At 39.6% G+C, this 22,659-nt stretch carries 22 protein-coding genes; 9 read left to right on the top strand and 13 right to left on the bottom strand.

The window, feature by feature from the left end:
- Positions 1 to 333 precede the first annotated feature (333 nt).
- The 5 genes from LC418_RS02450 (at position 334) to LC418_RS02430 (ending at position 3,224) form a co-directional block, all read left to right on the top strand.
- Positions 334 to 1,230 carry an alpha/beta hydrolase family protein gene (locus tag LC418_RS02450; protein WP_223557979.1) on the top strand — a complete coding sequence of 299 codons (897 nt, stop codon included), beginning with the start codon at positions 334 to 336 and terminating at the stop codon, positions 1,228 to 1,230.
- Positions 1,231 to 1,325: 95 nt separating this feature from the next.
- A complete protein-coding gene (locus tag LC418_RS02445; RefSeq protein WP_223557978.1) occupies positions 1,326 to 1,835 on the top strand; it encodes a hypothetical protein in 510 nt (169 codons plus the stop codon).
- Positions 1,832 to 2,179 (top strand): tRNA-binding protein, encoded by a 348-nt coding sequence (locus LC418_RS02440; protein WP_223557977.1) that lies wholly within the window; start codon positions 1,832 to 1,834, stop codon positions 2,177 to 2,179. The genes LC418_RS02445 and LC418_RS02440 overlap by 4 nt, the downstream gene beginning before the upstream one ends.
- Before the next feature lie 13 nt (positions 2,180 to 2,192).
- Positions 2,193 to 2,894, top strand: a complete 702-nt coding sequence (locus tag LC418_RS02435; protein ID WP_111954159.1) for a 3'-5' exonuclease — start codon at positions 2,193 to 2,195, stop codon at positions 2,892 to 2,894.
- A gap of 3 nt (positions 2,895 to 2,897) precedes the next feature.
- Positions 2,898 to 3,224: an SUF system Fe-S cluster assembly protein gene (locus LC418_RS02430; protein WP_111954157.1), complete on the top strand. Its 327-nt coding sequence runs from the start codon at positions 2,898 to 2,900 to the stop codon at positions 3,222 to 3,224.
- A 225-nt stretch (positions 3,225 to 3,449) separates the two neighbouring features.
- Here the strand turns inward: LC418_RS02430 and LC418_RS02425 are convergent, their stop codons facing one another.
- The 13 genes from LC418_RS02425 to LC418_RS02365 all read right to left on the bottom strand — a co-directional run bounded on the left by LC418_RS02425 (position 3,450) and on the right by LC418_RS02365 (position 19,524).
- Positions 3,450 to 4,286: a sulfurtransferase gene (locus LC418_RS02425; RefSeq protein ID WP_223557976.1), complete on the bottom strand. Its 837-nt coding sequence runs from the start codon at positions 4,284 to 4,286 to the stop codon at positions 3,450 to 3,452.
- Positions 4,287 to 4,479: 193 nt separating this feature from the next.
- On the bottom strand, positions 4,480 to 5,328 hold the full coding sequence (locus tag LC418_RS02420) for a hydroxymethylglutaryl-CoA lyase (RefSeq protein WP_111954153.1): 849 nt from the start codon (positions 5,326 to 5,328) through the stop codon (positions 4,480 to 4,482).
- A gap of 194 nt (positions 5,329 to 5,522) precedes the next feature.
- Entirely contained in the window at positions 5,523 to 7,049 is a 1,527-nt protein-coding gene (locus tag LC418_RS02415) for a TSUP family transporter (RefSeq protein ID WP_223557975.1), read from the bottom strand.
- Position 7,050: 1 nt separating this feature from the next.
- A complete protein-coding gene (locus LC418_RS02410; protein WP_223557974.1) occupies positions 7,051 to 9,927 on the bottom strand; it encodes a TonB-dependent receptor in 2,877 nt (958 codons plus the stop codon).
- Positions 9,928 to 10,065: 138 nt separating this feature from the next.
- Positions 10,066 to 11,739: an NADPH-dependent assimilatory sulfite reductase hemoprotein subunit gene (locus tag LC418_RS02405; protein ID WP_223557973.1), complete on the bottom strand. Its 1,674-nt coding sequence runs from the start codon at positions 11,737 to 11,739 to the stop codon at positions 10,066 to 10,068.
- A 17-nt stretch (positions 11,740 to 11,756) separates the two neighbouring features.
- Positions 11,757 to 13,466, bottom strand: a complete 1,710-nt coding sequence (locus LC418_RS02400) for a diflavin oxidoreductase (protein ID WP_223557972.1) — start codon at positions 13,464 to 13,466, stop codon at positions 11,757 to 11,759.
- On the bottom strand, positions 13,456 to 14,301 hold the full coding sequence (cobA, locus tag LC418_RS02395) for a uroporphyrinogen-III C-methyltransferase (RefSeq protein ID WP_223557971.1): 846 nt from the start codon (positions 14,299 to 14,301) through the stop codon (positions 13,456 to 13,458). The genes LC418_RS02400 and cobA overlap by 11 nt, the downstream gene beginning before the upstream one ends.
- Positions 14,302 to 14,325: 24 nt before the next feature.
- Positions 14,326 to 15,237, bottom strand: coding sequence for a cysteine synthase A (gene cysK / locus LC418_RS02390; protein WP_223557970.1), 912 nt, complete (start codon positions 15,235 to 15,237; stop codon positions 14,326 to 14,328).
- Positions 15,238 to 15,266: 29 nt separating this feature from the next.
- A complete protein-coding gene (gene epsC, locus LC418_RS02385; protein ID WP_223557969.1) occupies positions 15,267 to 16,097 on the bottom strand; it encodes a serine O-acetyltransferase EpsC in 831 nt (276 codons plus the stop codon).
- A 2-nt stretch (positions 16,098 to 16,099) separates the two neighbouring features.
- A complete protein-coding gene (locus tag LC418_RS02380; protein WP_223557968.1) occupies positions 16,100 to 17,338 on the bottom strand; it encodes a sulfate adenylyltransferase subunit 1 in 1,239 nt (412 codons plus the stop codon).
- Positions 17,339 to 17,390: 52 nt separating this feature from the next.
- Positions 17,391 to 18,299, bottom strand: coding sequence for a sulfate adenylyltransferase subunit CysD (cysD, locus tag LC418_RS02375; protein WP_223557967.1), 909 nt, complete (start codon positions 18,297 to 18,299; stop codon positions 17,391 to 17,393).
- A 9-nt stretch (positions 18,300 to 18,308) separates the two neighbouring features.
- Positions 18,309 to 19,022, bottom strand: a complete 714-nt coding sequence (locus LC418_RS02370; RefSeq protein ID WP_223557966.1) for a phosphoadenylyl-sulfate reductase — start codon at positions 19,020 to 19,022, stop codon at positions 18,309 to 18,311.
- A gap of 85 nt (positions 19,023 to 19,107) precedes the next feature.
- The gene (locus LC418_RS02365; RefSeq protein WP_083996783.1) at positions 19,108 to 19,524 is read right to left on the bottom strand and encodes an RrF2 family transcriptional regulator; all 417 of its coding nucleotides are present in this window, start codon (positions 19,522 to 19,524) and stop codon (positions 19,108 to 19,110) included.
- A gap of 156 nt (positions 19,525 to 19,680) precedes the next feature.
- Between LC418_RS02365 and pepT the strand changes: the two genes are divergently transcribed.
- The 4 genes from pepT (at position 19,681) to LC418_RS02345 (ending at position 22,656) form a co-directional block, all read left to right on the top strand.
- The gene (pepT, locus tag LC418_RS02360; protein WP_223557965.1) at positions 19,681 to 20,928 is read left to right on the top strand and encodes a peptidase T; all 1,248 of its coding nucleotides are present in this window, start codon (positions 19,681 to 19,683) and stop codon (positions 20,926 to 20,928) included.
- A gap of 6 nt (positions 20,929 to 20,934) precedes the next feature.
- Complete coding sequence (locus tag LC418_RS02355) at positions 20,935 to 21,504, top strand: hypothetical protein (protein WP_111954129.1); 570 nt, start codon at positions 20,935 to 20,937, stop codon at positions 21,502 to 21,504.
- Positions 21,505 to 21,653: 149 nt separating this feature from the next.
- Positions 21,654 to 21,905 carry a hypothetical protein gene (locus LC418_RS02350; protein ID WP_223557964.1) on the top strand — a complete coding sequence of 84 codons (252 nt, stop codon included), beginning with the start codon at positions 21,654 to 21,656 and terminating at the stop codon, positions 21,903 to 21,905.
- A gap of 154 nt (positions 21,906 to 22,059) precedes the next feature.
- Positions 22,060 to 22,656, top strand: a complete 597-nt coding sequence (locus tag LC418_RS02345) for a porin family protein (RefSeq protein WP_223557963.1) — start codon at positions 22,060 to 22,062, stop codon at positions 22,654 to 22,656.
- Positions 22,657 to 22,659 lie beyond the last annotated feature (3 nt).

Raw genomic sequence — 22,659 nt, 5'->3', positions numbered from 1 at the left:
TTTTTGTACATTTTCGTTGTACAAAAACAAATTAGATTATATTTGACGTAAATGAGAAAGTGTACTAAATGAACTTCTTAATTGATAAGAAAAGGTGATACTTTGGCTTTTTGGATTCGATATAATAAGACGCAAAACCGTTGGTTTAATTCAGCTTATAACCGAACTCAGCGTAAAAGGAATACATTTTAAATCTATTGCAGAGAGCATAGATAGCCGTTCAGTGAGTGGTAAACTAATTTTTCAAATTTTTGTTCACGCAACGTGTAAATTCAGATGTTGTAGGGAATGCTAAGTAAAACCGTTCAAAATAAATTTTTATATAATTCCAAAATGAAAATCAACTTTTTTTATAACTTATTTCTGTGGTTATTATTAATCACCTTGCCTATAACTGTATTTTCGCAATCGACCGACTTTGTCATTCAAGATGTAAAGTTTGAAAGTCAGGGCATTACTCTTGCAGGCTCAATTTTAAAACCTAAGGATCCATTTGCCGCAGTTGTAATTGTTCATGGGTCTGATCCGGTAAAAAGAGAAATGGAGTTTGCCAAGCGTCTTGCTAAAGAAGGCATTGCTGTACTTACATATGACAAACGTGGCGTTGGAGAATCTGGTGGTGTGTATGTAGGACCATCTGTTGGCACTAATAATATTGATACTGCTAATCTTAATTTACTATCTCAAGATGCAAATGCAGCGGTAAATACATTTCGAAAGTATTTGAAAGATAAAAAGACTCCTATTGGATTAGTTGGCTTCAGTCAGGCAGGATGGATCATTCCAATTGCTGCGAGCAAAAATCCACAAATAGAATTTATGGTATTATTTAGTTGCCCTACAATTACTACTTTAGAACAACTCCGATTTCAGTTTTATACTAATGGAAACAATCAATTTTGGGAAAATCATACAGAAACAGATGCTCTTGAGCACACTAAAAATGACCCAGATCGGTATCAATTTGTGGCAACTGACCCAAAAACTTCTCTTAAAAGTCTTTCGATTCCCGGACTTTGGCTTTTTGGAGAGAAGGATATACAAATTCCCGTAAAGTTGTGCATAGAGCAATTAAATTCACTCAAAGTTCAGGGCAAACCTTTTGAATATACTTTATTTTCAACATTGGGACACAATACTGCATTTAACATTACAGAACCTTTTTCTCTTTCAATTCAATGGATAAAACAGAAAACTTTGAACACTAAGAAGTCTAAAGTATCAAAATAATACAGAATCATCAGCATATTCAATCCTCTATTTTCATCCCAAAACACTACCAAAATTTTCAATATTTTAATACATTTGTTTAAAACATATTCTGAATGAATTTCGAGCAGATCAATTTACACCTTGAGGCTTACAAAGAACACGACCAGATTCTGGATGCCGCTAAATTTTTAATCCATTCCTTCGACCTGGAGCATGAAAATTTTGCCGGTTTCGGATTCCGGGAAGAGCTTTCCCCCACTTCTATGCTTTTGACGGCAGAAGGAGTATTGGGCGGTCCACAAACCGTAATGATCCCGAAGAATTTATTTGATTTTGATCTGAATCTCGTTCTGAATATGGTTGCCCACGAAATGCTTCATGTACGGCAAAAGGCTCCCGGACAGGTCATCGAAGACAAAAATGAACGGGAATTTCAGGCCTACTATGAAATGCTTTTCCATAAAGTCTTTCCACAGATCCCGGAAGTCTCGGATCATTATAAGAAATTCTTTGGAGGCCAGGCCTTAGAATATTACAGGAGAATGGGCGAAGGATCGGAACTGCAGCAGAAATATGAAGCAGAAAAAGCAGAAATAGAACACTTAATCAACTCATTATCATGACTATAAAACCGGAAATATCCTGGACAGACTTTGAAAAAATTGACATGCGATGCGGAACGATAATTTCAGTTGCCGATTTTGAGAAAGCAAGAAACCCTTCTTATCAACTGGAAATTGATTTCGGGGATCTTGGAATTAAAAAATCCTCTGCACAGATCACTTCCCTTTATCAAAAAGAAGAGCTCATAGGAAAACAGGTGATGGCTGTAGTGAATTTCCCCAAAAAACAGATCGCCAATTTCTTCAGTGAGTGTCTTGTGATGGGAGTTTATGGTGAAGATAAAAAAGAAGTTACTCTTTTAACCCCTTCACTGCCCGTAAAAAACGGAATGCCGGTAGGATAAATTACAAACACATATGATACAACACATTCCATTAGAAAAGATCTTATTCCTTGATATTGAGACCGTTCCCGGATCAGGATCATGGGAAGAGCTTCCTGAAACAGAACAAAAACTCTGGGACAAGAAAACAAGGTTCCAGAGAAAAGAAGATGTTACTGCCGCAGAATTTTATGACCGTGCCGGCATTATGGCCGAGTTTGGAAAGATCATCTGCATTACCATCGGAATGGTCGAAAAGAATGAAACCTTAAAAATCAAAAGCTTTTCAGGTCACGATGAGAAGAAGCTGCTTCAGGAATTCGGAGAGATCTTCAACAGCCCAAGACTGAATAACGTAATTCTCTGCGCCCACAACGGAAAAGAATTTGATTTTCCATGGATTGCGAGAAGGTATCTTATTAATGGAATCCAACCTCCGGTCCCTTTCCAGATGTTTGGAAAAAAGCCCTGGGAAATTCCTCATATTGACACGATGGAGCTTTGGAAATTCGGAGATTATAAAAGTTTTGTTTCCCTGGAACTGCTAGCTCATGTGTTCGGAATTCCTACTCCCAAAGATGATATAGACGGTTCAATGGTTTCATCAATCTACTACATAGAAAAAGACTTGCAACGAATTGTTGACTATTGTGAAAAAGATGTCTTAACTTTGGCAAATGTTTTCCGGCGGATGCGTCAGGAAGATTTGTTGAAAAGGAATATCAATCTAGATTAAAAAATGAAATTTACAGACGATCAAATTGCTGACATTGGTGAGGAAATCATCAGCGTCTTAAAATCCGTATACGACCCGGAAATTCCGGTAGATATTTACGAATTAGGACTGATATATGATGTACAGATCTCCGAGGATGGCGATGTAAAAATTATAATGACCCTTACTACCCCAAACTGTCCGGTTGCAGAAAGTCTGCCTCAGGAAGTAAAAGACAAGGTAGGAGAAGTGGAAGGGGTGAAAAGCGTAGATTTAGAGCTCACTTTCGAACCTAGCTGGAACAAGGATATGATGAGTGAAGAAGCGAAGTTTGAATTGGGAATGCTTTAAGGTAAGGAAGACGGAAGCAGGAGGATGGAAGTTTTCAGAGTTCATAAAACCACTTTCTTCCCATATAAACTTCCTTTTTTACACTAATACAATAAAAACCCGGAAATTTCCGGGTTTTTCTATTTTCAATACGATGAGTTCGAAGAAGAAAATTACTGAGGTTAATTTCCAGAAAGTAGTAAGGCTAACAGTAACTTCCGCCTTCCCTCTTTCAGCTTCCAGCCTTTAAATCTCTTTCGCAATCTCTTTTCCTTCTCTCCGGCTCCATTCGCTCCATGAACCTACATATAGATCAGGAATTGGAAAACCTGCATAATCCAGTGCCAAAATAGTATGGCAAGCGGTAACACCAGATCCGCAATGAATGATCAGATGTTGAGGTTGATCTTTTAAAAGTTCCTTATATTTTTCTTTTAAAACTTCAGGTTTCAGGAAATTGCCATTCTCATCAAGATTTTCTGAAAAAGGAATATTAACGGCTCCCGGTATGTGTCCGGCTACAAGATCAATAGGTTCAGATTCACCTTTATAACGGTAAGCATCTCTTACATCAACAACGGTCGAATAATGGTTTACGATCTCATTTTCAACATCTTCCAACGCCTTAACGGGAAGAAGCCAACCTTCTTTTTTAATGACAGAAGTTTTTTCAAAAGTTTCCTCACCGGATGAAAATTCGATACCCTCTTTCTCGGCAGACTGTATGCCTCCATCCAGAACCTGAACGTTTTGTAATCCGAAAGATCTCAGCATCCACCAGGCTCTTGCCGCTGCATTAGCTCCGTTTTTATCATCATAAATCACAACATGTGAATCTTCAGAAATTCCAAGCCTGGAAAGTGTTTCTGCAAATTTTGTAATATCAGGGAGTGGATGCCTTCCTCCAAAAGCAGCATTTTCTCCGATCTCTGCCAGATCTTTATCCAGATCTATAAAACGGGCACTTTTGATGTGTTTCTCAAGGTAAGTTTGATGTACGTCTTTTCCTACTCTGGCATCAAGAATGATGAGGTTTTCTGGTGAAAGGTTTTTTAGCTGGGATGATGAGATTATGGGTGACATTTTTGGTGATTTTGGGGTTAAATGATAAGTTTTAGTTAAAGCCGAGCGAGTTTTTAATATAGGAGAGCGGATTAAAACCCGCTCCTATTAATATTTGTTTTATTCCGTAGATTTTACAGATTACGCAGATTTTTTATACTTTAAAAGCAATTTTACCTGTTCCGTCTGTCCGATTTGCAAGATGATATTTTAATTAAAAATGAAAGATATCCTTCGCTTTATTATATGAACTTTCAAAATTTAATAAATTCAACTTGTGCTCCACTTTTTCTACGCTCATAAAGTTGATTACCTGTTCTGTCGGCATATTTCCTACCAGATCATCTTTGGCCATAGGACAGCCTCCTATTCCTTTGATGGCACTGTCGAATCTTCTGCAGCCTTTATCGTAAGCGGCCTTCAGTTTTGAATAAGAATCTTCGTATCGGTTATGGAAATGCCCTCCGAAATTGATCTCAGGGTATTTTGAAGGGATTTTTTCGAATAAAAGGGCAATCGTTTCAGGAGTTGCAACCCCTGTCGTATCAGACAGAAGAACATCTTTAATTCCAATGTCTGAAAACCTTTTGGCCCAGAAATCTACGTCTTCCCATTTCCACATTTCTCCGTAAGGATTTCCAAAGGCCATAGAAAAATAGATATTCAGCTGTTTTCCTTCACTTTTTACCAGCTCAAGCATCCTGATGATCTCATCAAAAGCCTCTTCCTGGTTTTTGTTGGTATTCCTGTGCTGGAATGTTTCCGAAATAGAGAACGGAAAGCCTAAAATATCTACGCTCTGATGTTTTAACGCTTTTTCAGCACCTCTGTAATTCCCAATGATTGCAGAAACTTTTGTATTGGATAAGGATTTATCAATATTTTCAGCTACCTCATCTGAATCGGCCATCTGTGGAATTGCTTTCGGGGAAACAAAGCTCAGACAGTCCAATACATCAAAGCCAACCTCCATCAGAGAGTTGATGTAATCTATTTTTTTGCCGGTAGGGATAAATTCTCCCCAACCCTGCATGGCATCTCTAGGACATTCAGTAAGAAACATTTTTACTTTTTGATTTTCTCAAATATAATAAAACTAAACAAGTTTATAGATGAGGCATACAAATCTAACATTATTTTGATTTTCAAATATTTATATTCAATTTAAAATTTCGATAACTGATATGCAGCTCCGGATAAACCAGACCAGACACAGAAACCTTTGTTGATCTCCTATATTATGATTCAAAAAAACAGCTAGATTAATGATTTTACAATCGTAATCAGACTCATCACAATCACCACCACACCTACTACCGCAAACATTTTTTTAGCAGGAAGACGCGAGGCAAACATCGCTGAAAAAGGGGCTGTAAAAACACCTCCCAAAAGAAGGCCAAGCACAATATTCCAGTGATGTATCCCGATGGTGAAAATAAAGGTTAGCGCACTGACTACGGTCAGTAAGAATTTAGCCATAGTAGAGCTCCCCACTACATACCTGGGCGTTCTTCCCTCTTTAATCAGGGTCCCCGTCACCAGTGGTCCCCAGCCTCCTCCGGCAAAAGAATCAATAAATCCACCTGCCAGACCAAGTATTCTGAGATTTGTTCTTTTTTTACGCTGTCTTCCTCCTGGTTTTTTTTCTTTTCCTTTAAATGCATTTCTGAGAATATTCAGTCCCAGGTACAAGGTATAACAAGCGATGACCGGTTTTACAATATGGGCATAATATTCGCCGAAATGAGATAATGCAAATGCCCCGATAAAAGCACCTACAGCCGCAACAGGAAATAAGACCCAAACCATTTTTTTATTGACATTTCCCAGCTTGTAATGACTGATACTTCCCGCAGCCGAAGTGAAAGATTCCGCAGAATGTATGCTAGCGCTTACCACAGGAGGCGGAACATTCAGAAGCAAAAGAATTGTTGTACAGATTACTCCATATCCCATGCCCATAGATCCGGCGACAATTTCTGCCAGAAATCCGGCCAGCAGCATCCAGTAAAAAATATGTCCGTCTTTACTGAGAAAGCTCTGAATATCCCCGGACAGGTTAAACTGATAAATAATCAGCGCCAATACACCAATAAGTATCAGAACACCAATGATTCCAAGATAAATATTAGCTCTTCTCTGTACTGTTTTAGTGATGTTAATTAATTTTTCCATCTCCAGTTTCGCTTCAGCAGGCGGGTCCTTTTTCTCATCCAGGTATTGCGTTGTAAGCCTATTGAGTTCTTTTACCTTGTAACTAAAGTCTCCCTTTAACTGATTGCGGATGTCCTGCATATTGTCTAAGAGCCCATCCATTTCTTCATCGGGAATTGTTTCCGTTAAAATCTCACGTACCCGTTTCGCTACCGTCGGAGATTTTCCGTTAGTAGAAACTGCAATTTTAAGATGTCCTTTTCTTACAATGGAACCCAGATAAAAATCACATAGATCTGGTTTATCGGCAATATTCACCAGTGTATTATTTTGATGAGCCCTGTCACGGATCTGCTCTGCAACGAAAATATCATTAACCGCCACGATCGCAAGATCGGCACTGTTAAAATCATTATCCGTAAAAGACCTTTCATGCAGGGTAAGGTTGGGATAATTCTTTTTTAGTTCTTTAACCTGATCACTTATTTCCAATGCTACAAGCTTAATGCGCGCTCCCGGAGAATTAACGAGAACAGATTCCAGCTTCTCCAGAGCAATGTTGCCTCCACCAATGATGAGCAGTGATAATTCTTCGAGTTTTAAGAATATGGGATATAAAAAGTTACTCATCTTATTTAAAGTTTAGATCATAGGTAAATGCGACATAATACAGTCCCCCGATCTCGGGTCCTGCGGCATACTGAAAATACCGGCGGTTAAGCAGATTCGTTGCTCCGATTTTCACACTCGTTTTAATGTCCGGAATTCTCCATGTTGCCTGAGCATCGATGGTATAATAGGCCGGAATATTTCCGGAAGCTAACGGACTTTCCCATAAGAAACTATTCTGCCATCTCGCTGCAACCGTAAATCCTATATTTTTAATAATCTCCCTATTTCCAACACTTAAATTAACTGCCCATTTAGGAGTATTGAAAGCAGTAATGAAAAGATCCGAGGTATTGGTTGAAACCAGATCATTATATGAAATGTTCACATTTACATTATAGTTTTTCACCAGATTATATCGGATTCCCAGAGATGTTCCAAGACTTTTATATTTACTGTTGCTATTGGTATACACTCTGTACCGGTCCTGCTTACTTCTGTCCAGCATTGCTAAAACGGCATTATCACTGCCTATACTTTCATTTTTAGGCACCGCCACTTCTACCTGTCCCAGAAAACCTTCATAGACATTGTAATAAAGGTCCCAGTCGATGATAAGCCTGCTGTTGAATAACGCTGATTTATAGCCTATTTCAAAAGAGGTTACCTTTTCAGGCTGTAATTTCGGGAGATTGGCCGCGGACAATAAGCTTTTATTTTTCAGTGCAGCCTGGTTCTGATTGAGCCCTCCGTCTATATCTTTATTAACTGCAGAAGTGAATTGGTCAATAGAAGCCAGTGTATATGAATTTTCAAGATAACCCAATCCGTCATTGGCTTTCGACAGTCCACCCACTCTTCTTACATTTCCGTTATTAACGAATGAAAGGGCTTCAAACAAAGAAGGAAAACGGTAACCATTTTGAAAAGAAACCCGGAAATTATGTTGATTAACCGGAGAGTAAACCACGCTTACCCTTGGATTTAATTTGGTTTGAAACTCAGGATTTCTATCGGCGCGAAGAGCCAGATTTACTTTTAACTTATCATCGAAAAAAAGCTTGGTAAGTTGGGCAAAAGCACCATATTTCTGATAAATGACATTGTTTCCAAAAGTCCCGTCTGATAAAGGAATATTCCGTTCACTGACCGGCCTGTCGAAATCAACAAAATTATTTCCGTCGGGAGTGATGCTGTAAAGACGGTAATCTGCGCCGACAAGAAGATTAAAAACCTTTACAAATTTTGTAAAGTCGTAAGTAATTTCGCCCTGGTAAAATCGGGATTTCTGTTCAAGCTTTGCGCCTCCGGTGGCGGGTGCTCCTGCAATTCCGGAATTGGCTGAATCCCAGTTATTGATCCCAATGATTGTATTTTTCAGCTGTTCAAAAGCTGCCGACCCTGGAATAGCCCGGTTTTTATCGGCTTCCTGTCTTGCCAAAATAAAAGCATCATTCAGATTTACTCCAGAATTAAGCCTGTCCTGCAAAGTATTCTGAAAGATATTTTTCCAGTTGGTATTGGAAAGATTGGTAAGGTCCAGATTATCAGCTAATGGCTTAAGATTATAAGAATCTCCGGTATTTTCTATGGACATGTATGCCCTGAATGTCAGTTCTTTACCCGTCAATTCTACTTTATGGTTCTGAACCGTTGCATTCTGAAGGCGGATCTTGTTTCCTCTCTGAAAAGTACCATCGAGTAATCCGTAACGGTACACGTAAGAAGTTTTCCACTGATCTCCAAAACGATAGTACAATCCGGCATCGAATTTTACATTTTTCACTTCGGGACTTATCAGATCTTTTTCATCATATCCTGTCCTTGAAACATTAAAGGTGGTTGGCTTTCCATTATAATTCACTTTTACCGATGTCCTGTTGTTTCTTTCATCACCGTATTTATTCCAGAGATCTTCAGCCGGGTTATTCGCCAGGGAAAAGTTTGGATTGGCAGTAATCAGTGAATTGGGGTTCTGATCTGTACGGTTATCTGAGATCCAGTCAACTCCGCTGAAATAAGAGGCATTGATCTTTACAGCAAAATTCTTATTAAAAACTTTTGCAATTCTGACAGCGCTTTCTCCTAAAGAAGCGGTTTTATGATTCACATTGTCCACATGATTCACTCCGCCTCTGAAATAAAGACTTACTCCTTCCGAGGTAAACGGATCTTTTGTCTGAAGACTCGCCAATCCGTTCACAGCATTCATTCCATACAAAGCGGAAGCGGCTCCGGGAGTAATTTCCATAGACTGGATATCCAGTTCTGTAGGCCCTATTGCATTTCCCAGCGGAACTCCGAGCGTGGCAGACTGCACATCGACACCATCAACCAGCTGCATAAACCGGAAGTTATTCGGAGAATTGAATCCTCTGGAATTGGGAACTTTTAAAGTAAGGCTTGAGGTCAAAAGCTGCAGCCCTTTTACATTTTCCAATGTTTCGTAAAATGAAGCGGCCGGACTTTCCCTGATGGTTTTAATATCAATTTTTTCAATAGCAATCGGAGATCTCAGTATCTTTTCGGGAACACGTGAAGCGGAAATCACCACTTCATTAATGATGGTGTTCTGAGGATTCAATTCTACTGCAATTTTACTGGACAATGACAATATTTCAGTAGTCTGAGTGGCAAAGCCTTCTTTGGCAATGGCAATTCTGAAGGGTATTTTCACCCTTGTTCTCAGCTGAAAGTTTCCATCCTGATCGGTTACTGCTGCATCCTGGGTATTTTCTACCCGGATGTTTGCTCCGGCAATTCCTTTTTGGGTGTCTGTATGCCTGATCGTGCCGCTTACTTCGATAAGCTGCTGCGCCTGTACAAAGCCGGTGAAGGAAAGGGTAAACAGTATAAGATGGATTTTATGTTTAAAATATGGGTGGTGTATGGATTTCACTTGTTTTTAATTTTAGGGTTGAAAAATGATTTTATGCGTTGTCAATTAATGAACAGCACATACACATTCGGATCCCTAAAAGATTCTGATCATGTTGTCTAGCTTTTGTCTGTCTGTAAAAGAGGTTGATCATATTTTTTATTTTGCGGTTTGTAAATAACGGTAGGAGAAATCACCAAATGTTTCTTCTGTACTTCTCTCTTCCGAATAGATTCTGAAAAGCTGGTCGAGGGTTTCTATGATTTCTTCTTCACCGATGTTTTCTTTAAATTTTGTATTCAGGCGCGTACCCAGTCTGTCCCCGCCGATATGAAGATTATATTTGCCATATGCTGTACCCACGAATCCAATTTCGGCATTAGGTGATCTTCCGCACCCATTGGGACACCCCGTCATCCTGATGGTAATATCTTCGTTTTGAAGGCCATATTTTTCAAGGACAGGCTCTATTTTGGTGACTAAAGAGGGTAAATAGCGCTGCGCTTCTGCCAAAGCCAATGAACATGTATTCAATGCTACGCAGGCAACGGAATTTTTACGAAGTGCGCTGGCTTCATCGGTATAGGTTGAAATTCCTGATTCTTTCAGAAGAACCTCAATTTCAGCTTTATCATTTTCCAGAATATCAGACAGGATCAGGTTTTGATTGCAGGTAAAGCGGAAATTGGTTTTCCCGGTTTCAGCAATTTTTAACAGCCCTGATTTTAAAGGATATTCATCTGTATCAAGTACACGTCCGTGTTCTACGAATAAAGTATAAAACCATTTTCCTTCATGATTCTGTACCCAGCCGTAACGGTCTTTTCTCTGCTCAAACTTAAATTCCCTGGCAGGTTCAAAACTGAAACCACATCTTTTTTCTACTTCAGTTCTATATCCCTCGATACCCAGTTTGTCTATTGTATATTTTAACCTTGATAATTTCCTGTCGCTTCTGTTCCCGAAGTCACGCTGTACTGTGATAATTTCATACACCGCTTTCAATACTTTTTCTTCTGTATCTACAAAACCCAGGAGAGATGCAAGGCGTGCATAGGTTGCATCATTTCCATGTGTGGCCCCCAATCCTCCACCTGCCGCAATATTATAACCGACAATTTTATGATCTTCAATGACAGCAATCAGCGCTATGTCATTAATAAAAACATCTACATCGTTATTGGGAGGAACGGCAATTCCAATTTTCAGCTTTCTGGGCAGATATCTGTCTTGGTATAGGGGGTCTTCCTCTGCTTTTCTGTCAACAACCAATTCGTCATCGATCCACAGATCATAATATGATTTTGTTTTGGGCAGACACATTTCGCTTATTTTCCCCGCTAATTCATAAGCCTCCTGATGCAAGGGCGATTCGGAAGGATTTGAGGTACAGGTCACATTCCTGTTCACATCACCACATGCTGCAATGGAATCCAGATGCTGCAAATTGAAGCTCTGAATGGTCGGTTTTACATGAGATTTTAAAATTCCGTGCAGCTGAATGGTCTGGCGGGTGGTAATTTTGATCACTCCTGTGGAATGATTTTCTGCAATTTCATGAAGTCCTGCCCATTGTTCAGAAGTTAAAAAACCTCCCGGAAGCCTCAAACGAATCATATAGGAGTACAGCCATTCCAGTTTTTTGGCGACTCTTTCTTCACGTCTGTCCCGATCATCCTGCTGATACATCCCGTGAAACTTGATGAGTGTTTGGTCATCTTCTCTGATAGCTCCCGTAAAATCGTCCAAAAGGCTTTCTTTTAAAGTTCCTCTAAGTCCGTTACTGCTGGTCTTGATCCTTTCTACAGGGGAAAGGTTATTCTTATCTGTCATATTGATCCGTTTATGATTTAGTACACATCTTTTACATATCTGCCGCTGAGTTCCAGTTCTTCCAGGTAAGCCTGAGCTTCTTCTACACTATGTTTTCCTTTATCCTGAATAATGTTCAGAATGGTTTTTTCAACATCCTTGCTCATAGGATCTCTTGTTCCGCATACGTAGAGTGATGCTCCGCTTTCCAACCAGTGATAGACCTCCTGTGCTTTTTGCTCCAGCCTGTGCTGAACGTATATTTTTTCGGCTGTATCTCTGGAAAAAGCCAGGTCTAAATGAGTTAATGTCCCGGTTTTCAGAAAGTCCTGTAGTTCGGCCTGATAAAGAAAATCTGAAACGAATGTCCGGTCACCAAAGAAAAGCCAGTTTCTGCCTTCTGCTCCAAGGGCATCCCGTTCGTAGAGAAAAGACCTGAAAGGCGCAATGCCGGTTCCGGGACCAATCATAATGATATCTTTATCCGGCTTGGGTAATCTGAAATGTTTGGCTTCCTGAATATAGAATTCAAGGTTTTCTCCTTCCTTAAATTCAGCAAGGAAACTACTGCAGAGTCCGTTCTGCTTTTTATCATTAATAAAAAACTCGGATTTTGTTACCGTGATGTGAATGTCTGCATCACCATGAGCTTCCAGCGATGAAGAAATGGAATATAAACGTGGTGACTGCCCGGTTAAAAACTTAAGTACCTGTTCAAATTCATCGGCATTTTTTACAGGATAAATCCTCAGCAAATCGAGAAGGCTTAACCTCACTTCAGGGATATGATGCCCAGTGGTCTGTGCATATTGAGCTACTGTTGTTTTAAGCAGGTAGCTGATATTAAGATGTTTGTAGAGAAGTTCTTCTGCGCCGGCTGTAATTTTGGCGGTTGTAATCTGTTTCTGAGGATCAATCCCGGTTAGGGCAATGATCTCATCCACTTCATGTTTCGGGTTGAGGGCAATAACGCCCAATGCATCCCCTGGGCTATAGACTAAAGGTTCTTCTGTTTCTATTTCAATGTGATAGGTTTCTTTATCAGACCCAATGTCATTTAAATTGATGATTGTTGAAATTTTCCCCTGGTACTTTTTTCTTCCGGTTGATATTTTGGGAGTAACAGTGCTTTTATGACTGCTTTCTTTCGTTTTATTAGCAACATCCAGAATATGTTCAGCCCAGGTATGAGCTTCCTCTTCGTAATCAATATCACATTTTTTTAAAGGAAGAATACGCTGTGCACCCAGTATTTCAAAACGGGAATCGATGTCCTCCCCGGTTTTGCAGAACAGAGGGTAACTGCTATCTCCCAAAGCAAGGACTCCGAATTTCAAATTACTGATATTCAAGTCATTTTCATGAATATGATCATAAAACTTTTTGGCAAGAATAGGTGGATCACCCTCTCCCTGAGTACTGATAATAATGAAGAACAAATCTTCTTTAGCAAGATCTTTCGGTTTGTATTGGGAAAGGTCTGCCAGCTTTACCTGAATACCTTTCTTCTTGATGATTCCCGCAAGTTCTACCGCGAGCTTCTTACTGTTTCCGGTTTCAGTACCATAGGCAAGGGTAATTTTCTTTGCAGAAACTGTTTCGGTATGAGTTGCAAGTGTAAAATCTTCCTGTACTGTAGCATATGATCCTGCAAGGCCTGCCAGAAAACCGCTGGCCCAGACCGCTTCATCCCTTGAAAAATCGCCGGATATTTCTTTAAGGGCTTTTAATTTAATTTCAGACAGCATATTCGAATAGGTTTTGATGGTTTGACACCAGAGTTCCGTTTGTTACAGATTTAAAGTAAATCCCTTCCTGTATAGGTGTTTTCAGCCAGGAAAACTCATCGTGAAGGTTAACTACTTTCCCTATCACGACCAATGATGGAGATATAAAATCTTTATTCCCGAATTTTGCATGAAAATCCTCTATGGATGAGGTATGTACTTTCTGATAAGGGGTGGTAGCCTGTTCAATCACCGCAATCTTCTTCTCATCAGTTTTGCCTAGTGCTAAGAATTTATCTACCAGGCCATTGAGGTTTCCTTTAGACATATAAAAAACAAGAGTATCTTCTGATATTCCCAGTTCTTTCCAGTACTCATCACTGAGAATTTCTGTTTTATAATAGGTCAGAAAGCGTACGGATGTGGCATACCCTCTTGCCGTTAAAGGTATTCCGGCATAGGCTGCTGCTCCTGAAGCTGCTGTAATTCCAGGGATAATTTCAAATGGTATATGATGCTCTTTCAAAGCTTTCAATTCATCCAGAACATTGGAAAAAAAGGATATATCCCCTCCTTTAAGCCTTACCACGGTTTTTCCCAGGGAAGCATAGTCCACAATTAATGTATTGATGCGGGACTGCGGTGTAGAAGCATTTTTACTGCATTCTTTTCCAACATATATAATTTCGGCTTTTTTATTGGCATAACGGTCTATTATTTCAGGGCTTACAAGACGGTCGCATAAGATAACGTCGGCAGCAGCAATAGCTTTTACCGCTTTCACAGTGATCAGATCAGGGTCGCCGGGTCCTGCACCGACAAGGAAAACCTGTGGTGAACTACTAGTATGTTTCATTTTTAATTTTTTTATTGGTGGGTTCTAGAACAGTCCTTCAATGGACAGGTATCTTTCGCCTGTATCATAGTTTACCGTAAGAATGGTAGATCCGTCCGGGATTTCAGGCAGTTTTTTTGCTACTGCTGCTAAAGCTGCTCCTGTGGAAATCCCAACGAAAAGACCTTCTTTTTTGGCGGCATTTTTTGTGTATTCAAAAGCTTCGTCTTTATTAATCTGAACAATTTCATCTAATAGGGCTGTATCAAGTATGGAAGGAATGAATCCTGCACCCAGACCCTGCAAAGGATGTGGAGCGGGGGCACCTCCGCTGAGTACGGGAGATAGCTCGGGCTCAACAGCAATTACTTTAATATGGGGAAACTTCTGCTTAAGTACCTTTGCAATTCCGGTGATATGTCCTCCTGTTCCGACTCCGGTGATAAGGTAATCGAGTCCTTCCGGAAAGTCTTTGAGGATTTCCTGGGCGGTGGTTTCAACATGCACTTTTACATTAGCCGGGTTATCAAATTGCCTTGGGATCCATGAATTCGGGGTTTCCTTTGCCAGTTCTTCCGCTTTTTCAATGGCTCCTTTCATTCCTTTTTCCCTAGGAGTCAGAACGAATTCTGCTCCGTATGATTCCATAATTTTACGGCGTTCCAAACTCATACTTTCCGGCATCACGAGAATCAGCTTATAGTTTTTTACAGCAGCTACCAGGGCAAGTCCAATTCCTGTGTTTCCGCTTGTAGGCTCTATAATGATGCTGTCTTTATTCAGAAGACCTTTAGATTCAGCATCTTCGATCATTGACAAAGCAATTCTGTCTTTGATACTTCCGCCCGGATTTGCTTTTTCCAGCTTGATCCAGACTTCATGTCCGGCACCGAAAAGCTGATTAATTTTTACAACCGGGGTATTTCCGATGGTTTCTAATGTGTTTTGGAACTTCATACCGATTCAATTTTATGTTGTTTTGTTGTTTATATCACAAATGTTAAAGATTCAGGAAGCGGTCCGTTATCTTTTATTTTTATTTCACTTTTATTATAGACTAAGGAATTGGAAGGTACATTTTGGGTAATCCACACATTTCCATCTATGATGCTATCTCTGCCGATGGTTGTATCTCCTCCTAAAATGGTTGCCCCTGAGTAAATAATCACGTGATCTTCAATATTGGGGTGCCTTTTCTCATTGGCTTTATCTTTTGAAACATGTAAGGCTCCCAATGTTACTCCCTGATATAGCTTCACATGATTGCCAATAACCGTTGTTTCTCCAACCACAATCCCGGTTCCGTGGTCAATAAAGAAATGTTCTCCAATAACCGCCCCCGGATGAATATCTATTCCTGTCCTGCTGTGCGCATATTCTGAGATTATGCGTGGCAGTGTTTTTACTTTTTGAATCCAAAGCTGATGCGAAATTCTATAGACATAGGTTGCAAAAAAGCCGGGATAAGAGAGAAGTATCTCTTCCAAAGACTCTGTTGCGGGATCAAACTCCAGGATAGATTCAGCATCGAGAATCAGTTTATCATAAATATCAGGCAAGGCCAGAAAAAAAGCATTGGTTTGATTTTCAACGGAAACCTCATCAATCTCTGTACTTCCTATTAAATCAAAAAGAAGTTTACTCAGTATTTCAAAATCATTGTAAAGCTGATCACCCGTGTTTACCTGTTTGGGAAGAAACAGGAGATTGTACAGCTCTGTGACAAAATTTTCCATTTTGTTCTGATCAAAGAACCGGGTGGAACTGATTTGCTTTTTTTCAAGAATCTTCTTAATAAAATGATCTGATATTTTCATTTCTACTGAATTATACAGGCTGCAACGGTAGCATTGGACGTTTCATCTACCAGAATAGCGGATCCTGTTTTTTTATTGCTTATAAAATCATCAAATACTAAAGGCTGCGCCGTCCGTATGGTTACTTTTGCAATTTCATTGAGCCTGATGCCCTCTTCTGCCGTTTCTTTTTCCAGTGTATTGACATTGATCTTATAATCGACCTGTTTTACCACAGCTTTTAACTGCCTGCTGTGATGTTGCAGCAGGTATTTATTTCCCGGCTGCAGGGCTTTATGATCAAGCCAGCACAGCAATACTTCTATTTCTTTTTCCACATTGGGAAGTTCTTCTGCCGAGGTAAAGAAATCTCCTCTGCTAATATCTATATCTTCTTTAATCTGAATAACAACAGGCTGTCCTTCAAAAGCCTCCTGAACCTCAGCACCATTCACTTCTATTGCTATAATTTCAGTGATTATTCCAGCCGGAAGTATGGCTATTTTATTTCCTTTCTGAAAGCTTCCACTGACGACTTGCCCGGCATAACCGCGGTAATCATGCAATTCTTCGGTCTGCGGACGGATGACATACTGCACCTGAAAACGGCTGCCACTGTTCTGCTCCTGATCAAGCTGCACTTCTTCCAGGTATTCAAGAAGGGAACTTCCTTTATACCAGCCTGTAACAGGAGATAAGGAAACGATATTATCCCCTTTCAATGCTGAAATCGGGAAATAGGTAACATCATTTAAACCTAAGCCTTCTGCGATCTTGGAATAATCTGTTTTAATCGTTTCAAAAACATTTTCCGAATAATCCACCATATCCATTTTATTGATCGCAACAGCTACTTTTTTCAGTTTAAGTAATGAAGCAATAATGGAATGTCTCCTCGTCTGCTCAATGACTCCTTTACGGGCATCAATGAGAATAACCATAAGATCTGAATTAGAAGCTCCGGTAATCATGTTTCGGGTATACTGAACATGCCCCGGAGCATCTGCAATAATAAATTTTCTTTTTGATGTCGAAAAATACCGGTAAGCGACATCAATGGTGATTCCCTGTTCTCTTTCTGCACGGAGCCCATCCGTTAAAAGAGCAAGGTCTACCCCATCATCATTTTTGTTTTTAGAGTGTTTTTCAAGTACTTCCAGCTGATCCTGTAAAATGCTTTTGCTATCGTAAAGCAGTCTTCCAATGAGGGTACTTTTACCGTCATCTACGCTTCCTGCTGTTATTAATCTTAATATATCCACGATTTTTTATTTATGAGTGATACATGATAAGTAATGTCAGATTGATTACCTATTAGAAATAGCCTCCTTTTTTCCGGTCTTCCATGGCCGCTTCTGTAACACGGTCGTCAATTCTGGTCTCTCCTCTTTCTGAGATTCTGGTGGCTACAATTTCTTCAATTACCCTGTCAACGGTTGCCGCTTCAGATTCTACAGCTGCTGTACAGGTCATATCACCTACGGTGCGGTAACGGATCCGTTTTGTTATTACAATGTCACTTTCTTCCAGTACGGCAAACTCAGAATTAGCGATCCATTGTCCATTAAGATCTACGACTTCTCTTTCGTGCGAAAAGTAAATAGATGGCAGGTCTATATGCTCTCTACGGATGTAGTTCCATACATCCAATTCGGTCCAGTTGCTTATTGGGAAAACTCTTACATTCTCTCCTTTATGGATTTTTCCGTTAAAAATATTCCAAAGCTCGGGACGTTGGAGCTTGGGGTCCCATTGTCCGAATTCATCTCTTACAGAAAATATTCTCTCTTTTGCACGGGCCTTTTCTTCATCCCTCCTTGCTCCTCCTATGCATGCGTCGAACTCAAACTCTTCAATTACATCAAGCAATGTAAAGGTTTGCAGCCAGTTGCGGCTCGGGAATTTACCTTTAGGTTCTGTAAGTTTTCTTTTCTGAATGGTATCTTCTACTTTCCGTACAACCAAATCCACATTCAGTTCTCCAGCCAGCTGATCTCTGAAATCTAAAACCTCCTGAAAATTGTGTCCGGTATCAATATGGACGAATGTAAAAGGGATCTTTCCGTGAGGAAATGCTTTTGCTGCCAGATGAGCCAGAACAATACTGTCTTTTCCGCCACTGAACAGTAATGCCGGACGCTCAAACTGTCCTGCAACCTCTCTGAGGATATAAATGGACTCAGATTCTAGCTGATCTAAATAGTTTAATTTATATAATGACATAGTATATTTTTATTGATGAACATGTAAGCCGCATTCTTTCTTGTCAGCATCTTCCCACCACCATCGGCCGGCTCTGAAATCTTCGCCCTCTTTGATCGCTCTGGTACAGGGTTCACATCCGATGCTTACAAACCCTTTTTTGTGAAGGTGATTATAAGGAAGCTGATGTGTTTTTACATAGTCTGCCACCTGTTCCGTGGTCCAGTGAAGGATAGGATGAAACTTAATGATCTGATGATCTGGATCCCACTCCAGCTGCGGCATTTCTTTCCTGCCCGCAGAATGCTGAGACCTTAAGCCTGTAATCCAGACCTTATATCCCTGAAGGGCCTTTTTCAGAGGCTGAACCTTTCGGATATTACAGCAAGCTTTTCTATTTTCCACGGACTGATAAAAGGAATCCGGTCCGTTTTCTGAGACAAATTTCTGCAGGGCTTCCGGATCCGGATAATAGGCTTTTATATTTTTTTTAAAGAATGCTCTGGATGAGGTCCAGGTTTCGTAGGTCTGTTCAAAAAGTCTTCCCGTATCAAGCGTGAAAATATCAATATCAAGATTTTTTATCAGATGATTCACAACCTGGTCTTCATAGCTGAAGCTGGTAGAAAATATAACTTCTCCCGGATATTTTTCTGCCAGAACCTGCAAAAAATCGGCACTCAAAACACCTGTAGAGGCATTTTCGAGAAGGTTATTGAATTCTATTTTCAGAGCGTTTTCCATTTTTAAATTGAAATTAACTTCTGCAAATATATATAAATCCTAGTTATCCTACCAAATTACTAGTATATAAAAATTAAAAAAATTTTCAGCTGTTTTTTATAAAGGAAGTAAGGGTAGCTTCCATCATACTTTTTCTTGTTTTTTCTCTTACTATGATCAGTTCATTTCTGAGATAGCATGTTGCTTCATCGACACAGTCGTCACAAGGTTCATAGAAATTTATTGAAATACAGGGAGTTAAGGCAATTGGTCCTTCAAAAATCCGGTAGATATCTGCCAATGAAATATCATCAGGTGACTTCAGGAGGTAGTAGCCGCCCGCTGTTCCCTGCTTGCTGTTGACCAGCTTGGCTCTTTTAAGTTCAAGAAGAATCTGTTCTAAAAACTTTTTTGAAATATTTTCATCCTGTGCAATAATAGCAGTTGACAAAAACCCCTGGTTGTAGTTTCTTGCCAATCTTACCATTGCTTTCAATGCATATTTGCAACGTTTGGACATCATAATTGATGCAAGTTATGATAATTTATTTGATTATCGAAATCACTGTTTGGAATTGAAAAAATGAAACACTTTTACGGGTTGAAAGATGCCAGAAAGATGGCCTAAATTTTAAATTTGAAAAATTTACATTGTATATTTGTTGGAAATTTATGATCGATGAGTATAATAGAATTCAACCCATTATGGAAAGAGAAATTACTGAACCGTTTTCTCACTTATGTAAAAATATATTCAACCAGTGATGCAGAAAGCGAAACGACTCCTTCTACTCCACGCCAGTGGGACATTGCAAAATATATTACTGAGGAACTGAAAACTATTGGTCTGGAAGATGTTTCTCTTGATGACAATGGCTATATTATGGGATATATTCCTTCTAACCTAGAAGATGATAACAGGCCTACGATTGGTTTTATTTCACATTATGACACTTCACCGGATTTCAGTGGTGAAAATGTAAAACCACAGATTTGGAAAAAATATGACGGAAGTGATCTTGTTCTGAATCAGGCCACAGGATTTACACTATCCGCTTCAAAATTTGAAAGCTTAAAAAAATATATCGGACAAACCCTGATCACGACTGACGGGAATACGCTTTTAGGAGCTGATGATAAGGCTGGCTGTGCAGAAATTGTAACTGCTGCGGAATATCTTATTGCACATCCGGAAATTAAGCACGGAAGAGTTGCTGTAGGATTTACTCCTGATGAAGAGATCGGCAGAGGAGCGCATAAATTTGATGTAGCTAAATTCGGTGCAGAATGGGCATATACTATGGATGGAAGTGAAGTGGGAGAATTGGAATATGAAAACTTCAATGCTGCCGGAGCTGTGGTAAAAATCCACGGATTAAGCGTTCACCCGGGTTATGCTTATGGAAAAATGGTGAATGCAAGCCTTTTAGCCGCTGAATTTATCCAGATGCTTCCAGAGAATGAAACTCCGGCTACGACTAAAGGTTTTGACGGATTCTATCATTTAATGGATATTACAGCTGATATTTCTGAGGCTAAGCTTCAATACATCATCCGTGATCATGATGAGGAAAAGTATGAAGCCAGAAAAAAATTCATGGAGGAAAAAGTGGCTGAATTCAACCAAAAATACGGTGCAGGCACTACCGAGGTGGAAATAAAAGAACAGTACAGAAACATGAAGCAGCAGTTTGAAGGAAAAATGCACATCATCGATCTTGCTGCAAAGGCCATGAAAGAAGCTGGTATTGAACCTAAAATCAAAGCGATCAGAGGAGGAACAGACGGAGCTCAGCTCTCTTATATGGGGCTGCCATGTCCGAATATTTTCGCAGGGGGAATGAACTTCCACGGTCCTTACGAATATGTTGCTTTGGAAAGCATGGAGAAGGCGGTTGAGGTGATCATTAATATTGTTAAAGCTTAATAGGTTATGAAAAGACTCTTAGCATTAGTATTCATTATATCTTTTGTATTCAGCCAGGCACAGATCTCTGAATTTGATAAAGCCGATTCCCGTTATGAAAGAAAGAAAAAGGCTCTGTATAAAAAATACCCTAAGCCTAATGATTTAAAAACTAAGCAGGAGTGGCTTATTACTGAGGAGAAAATATCGGCATATAAAAATGCTTTAGATAAAATTTATGAAGAGGAAAACAAAGCAGTAACGGATGTTCCGCCTCCTGTGGCTCCGAAGATCACCAAGGAAGCCGAGTATGCAACCGGAAAAGCTTCGTTTCAAAAGCTTTTAAATGAAGCAGTAGACCTCAGTTTCCTGAATTTTGCCGTTAATCCTTATAAAATAACTTTAAAATTCACTTTAGACTCTAAAGGGAATGCATATCATGTGAAAGTAAAAGGCAATAACGAAGATGTAAACGCATTTATAGAAGCAGCTTTTTACCGTATTAAAGATAAGGGCAAATGGAAGCCCGCAGAATCGAATGGACGGCCGGTACTTTCTGTAGTGAACCTTCCTTTACAATTAAATTTCAGTAAATAAAACAGATCAACCCATTGCAGATGCAGTGGGTTGCTTCTTTTGTCTTGCGTAAAATTTCCACTCATTATTTCTCCTGTTGATGAAAAATATTTAATTTTTTGATTATATTTACTTATACATCAAACTATTAACTTAAAAATCAATTTATTATGAGAAAAATGAAAAAACTTTTGAGAAAAGATCTTTCCACAATCCTTGGAAATGGAATAGGCGGCTGCCACATGAATGGCGATTCTGCGTACTGCTGGACAGACTGTGAATGTACCTTCGGAAAAGCCTGTGAGATGTACGATGATGGAAATCCGGGAAGCTGTATTGCCGTAGGAGGTGGTGGAAACCCGGGCGGCGGCGGAACAGGCGGATGCATTCCTCCAACGATCTGCGAAGAAGAACCTTTTTAACCCATACTTATCGGAAGCCAAACCCTTCCGATTTTTTTTATAATCTTTTCAGCCAAAAAATGATCCTCATCCAAGCATCCCTGCCGTTCATCAAATAAAGTTTTATCTCATTCTTCATAGTTGTTGTTTTGCACCAGATTATTAACAACAATTTATGAAACAGCAGATTTTAGCACTAAGCTCACTTTTATTATGTATCACATGCTCGGTTGAGACTAAAGCACAGCAGACTCCGGCTTTCCACATCGGGATAAAGGGTGGGGCAACCTATACAAAAACCTCAACAGAGTCTTCTGCACTGGAAGGAAAATACGGTTTTGGATATCAGGGAGGAATTATGACAAGAATGGATATTGGAAGCCTATATGTGCAGGGGGAAGCTTTATTCAACAAGAGGAAGACCTCTTACAACTCCAAAGACGGAAGCACTCCAAAGCTTACCTGGAACTCTATTGACATTCCGATAGTAATCGGTTATAAATTGATCAATATCCAGGATTTCAATATAAGAGCCTTTGCCGGAGGAGTTTACAGCTATGCATTTAAAAATAATCTGTCGACATCCAAAGCATTGCAGGAAGGCTTTAAAAGCTTTGATAAATCTAACATCGGAATTACGGGAGGTATCGGAGTAGATTACAAAAACTTTACAGCAGACCTCAGATATGAAACAGGACTTACGAGCATCAGTAAGGAGTTTAAATCTAAACCCAACAGCTTTACACTCGGGATAGGATATTTCTTATTCTAAAAA

Source organism: Chryseobacterium lathyri (assembly GCF_019970085.1).
Lineage (GTDB): Bacteria > Bacteroidota > Bacteroidia > Flavobacteriales > Weeksellaceae > Chryseobacterium > Chryseobacterium lathyri.
Note: the sequence above shows the minus strand (reverse complement) of the source record. Positions and strands in the feature narration are given on the sequence as shown.

Coding starts and splice junctions, on each gene's coding strand:
- LC418_RS02450 (WP_223557979.1), top strand. CDS start 334: ATGAAAATCAACTTTTTTTATAACTTATTTCTGTGGTTATTATTAATC.
- LC418_RS02445 (WP_223557978.1), top strand. CDS start 1,326: ATGAATTTCGAGCAGATCAATTTACACCTTGAGGCTTACAAAGAACAC.
- LC418_RS02440 (WP_223557977.1), top strand. CDS start 1,832: ATGACTATAAAACCGGAAATATCCTGGACAGACTTTGAAAAAATTGAC.
- LC418_RS02435 (WP_111954159.1), top strand. CDS start 2,193: ATGATACAACACATTCCATTAGAAAAGATCTTATTCCTTGATATTGAG.
- LC418_RS02430 (WP_111954157.1), top strand. CDS start 2,898: ATGAAATTTACAGACGATCAAATTGCTGACATTGGTGAGGAAATCATC.
- LC418_RS02425 (WP_223557976.1), bottom strand. CDS start 4,286: ATGTCACCCATAATCTCATCATCCCAGCTAAAAAACCTTTCACCAGAA.
- LC418_RS02420 (WP_111954153.1), bottom strand. CDS start 5,328: ATGTTTCTTACTGAATGTCCTAGAGATGCCATGCAGGGTTGGGGAGAA.
- LC418_RS02415 (WP_223557975.1), bottom strand. CDS start 7,049: ATGAGTAACTTTTTATATCCCATATTCTTAAAACTCGAAGAATTATCA.
- LC418_RS02405 (WP_223557973.1), bottom strand. CDS start 11,739: ATGACAGATAAGAATAACCTTTCCCCTGTAGAAAGGATCAAGACCAGC.
- LC418_RS02400 (WP_223557972.1), bottom strand. CDS start 13,466: ATGCTGTCTGAAATTAAATTAAAAGCCCTTAAAGAAATATCCGGCGAT.
- cobA (WP_223557971.1), bottom strand. CDS start 14,301: ATGAAACATACTAGTAGTTCACCACAGGTTTTCCTTGTCGGTGCAGGA.
- cysK (WP_223557970.1), bottom strand. CDS start 15,237: ATGAAGTTCCAAAACACATTAGAAACCATCGGAAATACCCCGGTTGTA.
- epsC (WP_223557969.1), bottom strand. CDS start 16,097: ATGAAAATATCAGATCATTTTATTAAGAAGATTCTTGAAAAAAAGCAA.
- cysD (WP_223557967.1), bottom strand. CDS start 18,299: ATGTCATTATATAAATTAAACTATTTAGATCAGCTAGAATCTGAGTCC.
- LC418_RS02370 (WP_223557966.1), bottom strand. CDS start 19,022: ATGGAAAACGCTCTGAAAATAGAATTCAATAACCTTCTCGAAAATGCC.
- LC418_RS02365 (WP_083996783.1), bottom strand. CDS start 19,524: ATGATGTCCAAACGTTGCAAATATGCATTGAAAGCAATGGTAAGATTG.
- pepT (WP_223557965.1), top strand. CDS start 19,681: ATGAGTATAATAGAATTCAACCCATTATGGAAAGAGAAATTACTGAAC.
- LC418_RS02355 (WP_111954129.1), top strand. CDS start 20,935: ATGAAAAGACTCTTAGCATTAGTATTCATTATATCTTTTGTATTCAGC.
- LC418_RS02350 (WP_223557964.1), top strand. CDS start 21,654: ATGAGAAAAATGAAAAAACTTTTGAGAAAAGATCTTTCCACAATCCTT.
- LC418_RS02345 (WP_223557963.1), top strand. CDS start 22,060: ATGAAACAGCAGATTTTAGCACTAAGCTCACTTTTATTATGTATCACA.